Raw genomic sequence first — 3,434 nt, forward strand, 5'->3', positions numbered from 1 at the left:
CATGGTGATGTGCCCCGCGTCGCGGGCCATCGACGGGATCAGGGTGACCGCCGTGGCACCACTGCCGATGACCACCACCCTCTTGCCGGTGTAGTCCAGGTCCTCGGGCCAGTGCTGCGGATGCACCACCTCACCCCGGTAGTCCTCGAGGCCCGGCCAGTCCGGGGTGTAGCCGGCCTCGTAGTTGTAGTAACCACTGGTCGAGAAGACGAAGTCGGCCGTCATCGTCTCCGTGGTGCCGGACTCGGTGTTCTCGACCGTGACGGTCCAGAACTGGTCCGCCGAGGACCACGCGAAGTGGGTCGCCTTGCGGTGGTACCGGATCCGCTTGTCGACGCCGTACTCGACCGCGGTGTCCTGCAGGTACCGCAGGATGTCGGCCCCGTCGGCGATCGCGTTCTTGCCGTCCCACGGGCGAAAGCCGAAGCCCAGCGTGTACATGTCGGAGTCCGAACGGATGCCAGGGTACTTGAACAGGCTCCACGTCCCGCCGAGCTCGCCGCGCTGCTCGAGCACCGCATAGTTCCTCGCGGGGAAGGCACGGCTGATGTGCACCGCGGCGTCGATGCCGGACAAGCCGGCGCCCACGATGAGGACTTCCAGGTGCTTGGCTTCAGTCATGGTCACTCCCGGTCCGGCCGCGAACGAGTTGCTTCCAGGGTGCGGCCCCCCAAGCATGGCGCTTCAGCGCGTCGACGGGAACCGGAAGCTGCCGTGCCGACCGGCCCCGGCTGCGAAGACGCCGGCCCCACTCATCGCCTCGAGGAGCACCTGCGACCCGTGAGCCCACTCGTTGGCGATCGCGTCGGGGATCGCCCGGTCCTCCTGCTCGTACGCCGACAACCGGTCGGCCCTCAGGCACGCCTGTGGGAAGGCCGCCAGCTGCTCGGCCAGCGCGACCGCCTCCTCGAGCGCCTTGCCGGGCGCCGAGACCCGGTTGACCAGGCCCATCCGCAGCGCCTCGTCGGCGCCGACCGGGCGGCCGGTCAGGATCAGGTCGAGGGCGTGGGACTGCCCGACCAGGCGCGGCAGCCGGACCGTGCCGCCGTCGATCAACGGCACACCCCAGCGCCGGCAGAACACGCCGAACACTGCGTCGGGGTCGGCGACCCGGAGGTCGCACCAGGCCGCGAGCTCCAGCCCTCCGGCCACCGCGTGTCCCTCGACGGCGGCGATCACGGGCTTGGAGAGCAGGAGTCGGGTCGGGCCCATCGGCCCGATCTCCGGGGCTTCACCCGTCGGCGGTGCGACCTCCATCGTGCCCGCACTCACGGCCTTGAGGTCGGCACCGGCACAGAACGCGCCATTCGCCCCGGTGAGGATCGCGACGCTGGCCGAGTCGTCGGCGTCGAACGCCAGGAAGGCGTCGTACAGCGCCCGGGCGTGCTCGGTGTCGACGGCGTTGCGCACCTCGGGCCGGTCCAGCACCACGAGCGTGACTGCCCCGCGACGTTCGATGTGGACACTCATGCCGACACCACCGTTGGGCGCCCCAGCTCGTGGTTGGTCATCGCGACACTCCGTTCGTTCCTGTGTAGGTCATCGAGATCGCGGCAGCTGGCACGAGGACCTGGTCCTCAGTTGCAGGGAGCGCCTTCACAGCACGGCCGGATGTAACCGCATCCGTCGCAGCGCTCGTGGGAGGTCTCCCAGCGCATGAGGGTGTCGCAGTTCGGGCAGGGTTCGGTCAGGTCGGCCACGTTCCGAGGTTAATCCGGGCAGGCCGCCCGGACCGACAGACACGACGTGGCTCAACGAGTGTGGTCGTCAGGAGACATGCCTGTTCCCTGCTACTGCGCTCCCGGGAATCCCTGCTGGCGCCAGGCCTCGTAGGCCACCACGGCCGCGGAGTTCGACAGGTTGAGCGACCGGCGGCCCGCCAGCATGGGGATCCGGATCCGCTCGGTGACCCTCGGGTGGTCCAGTACGTCGTCGGGCAGTCCGGTCGGCTCAGGCCCGAAGAGGAGTACGTCGCCCGCCCGGAATTCGACATCGGTGTACCAACGGGTCGCATGGGCCGTGAACGCGAAGACCCTCGAGGACTGCAGTGCCTCGCCGGTCAGCGCGGCATCGAGGTCGGCGTGCACCTGCACGGACGCGAGGTCGTGGTAGTCCAGGCCCGCCCGCTTCAGCTTGGGCTCCGACAGGTCGAACCCGAGCGGTTCGATGAGGTGGAGCGTGGCTCCTGTGCCGGACACCATCCGGATCGCGTTCCCGGTGTTGGGAGGGATCCGGGGCTCGAGGAACATCACATGGAACACGGCTCACGGTATCCCGGCGACCGTGCTCGATCGTCACCTCGTCTCCCGTGGGCGGCTTGTCGTCGGAGGTGAGCCTGCGGGCGGCAGCCCGTCTGCGTCCGGTGGGGACGGGTACTGCATCGAATGGACAGTCGATCGCCCCGCCCGCTCCAGCGGATGCCGGAGGCCGACGAAATCCCGACGGAAGGTAGTCAGATGACCCAGATCCAGCAGTCCATCGATGTCGACGTGCCGGTGAGCACGGCCTACAACCAGTGGACGCAGTTCGAGTCGTTCCCGCAGTTCATGTCCGGGGTCGAATCGATCACCCAGCTCGACGACAAGCGCCTGCACTGGGTGACCAGCGTCGCCGGCGTCGAGCGCGAGTTCGACGCGGAGATCACCGAGCAGCACCCCGATGAGCGCGTCGCCTGGACCAGCACCGGCGGAGACACCAAGCAGGCCGGGGCGGTGACCTTCCACCGCCTGGACGACGCGAAGACCCGCGTGATGGTGCAGATCGACTGGCAGCCCTCGGACCTCGTGGAGAAGGTCGGCTCGGCCATCAACGTGGACGAGCACCGCGTCAAGGGCGACCTCGAGCGCTTCAAGGACTTCATCGAGGCCCGGGGCACCGAGACCGGCGCATGGCGCGGCGACGTACAGAACGACAACTGACCCAGTAGCTCACTGTTCGGGCATCCCGGGCGGGGGTGTTCACCACCCCCGCCGCCCGACCCGCTCTGCGAATCGGTCCAGCGCGTCGATGACTTCGGGGGCGACCCAGACCCGGTTGCGTCGGCCCGCGCCCGAGCGGACCAGGATCCCGGCCTGCTCCAGCTGCTCGACCGCGCGTTGCGCGGCCGACAGCGCGACGTCGCCGGCACGCTCGACGTACGCGACGTTCACTGCCGGCTGATTGAGCAGGGACGGCAGCAGGCGCCGGGCCGCGGAGCCGCGACGCGAGGACAGTCGCTCCGTCCACGACTGGTGGATCGCGTCGAGGTCCTGGACCAGCTGACGTCCGTTGCCGACGGCGTGGAACGACGCGTTGACGAACTGTCGGATGATCGGCCCGACATCTCCGGCACGGTAGGCCGTCAGCGCGCGGAAATAGGCACCGGTGTCGGTCAGCAGACCTGCCGAGACAGGGACAGTCATCCGCCGCGTCACGTCGGAGTGGCGCAACAGCGC

Annotated in this window: 5 protein-coding genes; 1 reads left to right on the forward strand and 4 read right to left on the reverse strand. The window is 69.1% G+C overall.

What is annotated here, in order from left to right; translation table 11 throughout:
- From ACOADB_RS19055 to ACOADB_RS19065, 3 genes are all read right to left on the reverse strand, one after another.
- A partial coding sequence (locus tag ACOADB_RS19055; RefSeq protein WP_378601993.1) for a flavin-containing monooxygenase occupies positions 1-621 on the reverse strand: 621 nt, incomplete at its 3' end.
- 63 nt (positions 622-684) lie between these two features.
- On the reverse strand, positions 685-1,470 hold the full coding sequence (locus tag ACOADB_RS19060; protein ID WP_378601996.1) for a crotonase/enoyl-CoA hydratase family protein: 786 nt from the start codon (positions 1,468-1,470) through the stop codon (positions 685-687).
- A 320-nt stretch (positions 1,471-1,790) separates the two neighbouring features.
- Positions 1,791-2,261 carry a tRNA (cytidine(34)-2'-O)-methyltransferase gene (locus tag ACOADB_RS19065; RefSeq protein ID WP_378601999.1) on the reverse strand — a complete coding sequence of 157 codons (471 nt, stop codon included), beginning with the start codon at positions 2,259-2,261 and terminating at the stop codon, positions 1,791-1,793.
- A gap of 195 nt (positions 2,262-2,456) precedes the next feature.
- Here ACOADB_RS19065 and ACOADB_RS19070 point away from each other — a divergent pair, with 195 nt between their 5' ends.
- Positions 2,457-2,918: an SRPBCC family protein gene (locus ACOADB_RS19070; RefSeq protein ID WP_378602002.1), complete on the forward strand. Its 462-nt coding sequence runs from the start codon at positions 2,457-2,459 to the stop codon at positions 2,916-2,918.
- 39 nt (positions 2,919-2,957) lie between these two features.
- Here ACOADB_RS19070 and ACOADB_RS19075 read toward each other — a convergent pair.
- Positions 2,958-3,434, reverse strand: a 477-nt coding sequence (locus ACOADB_RS19075) for a hypothetical protein (protein ID WP_378602005.1), incomplete at its 5' end; no start/stop codon positions are given.

It is taken from the genome of Nocardioides sp. CPCC 206348 (assembly GCF_048654705.1).
Taxonomy (GTDB): domain Bacteria; phylum Actinomycetota; class Actinomycetes; order Propionibacteriales; family Nocardioidaceae; genus Nocardioides.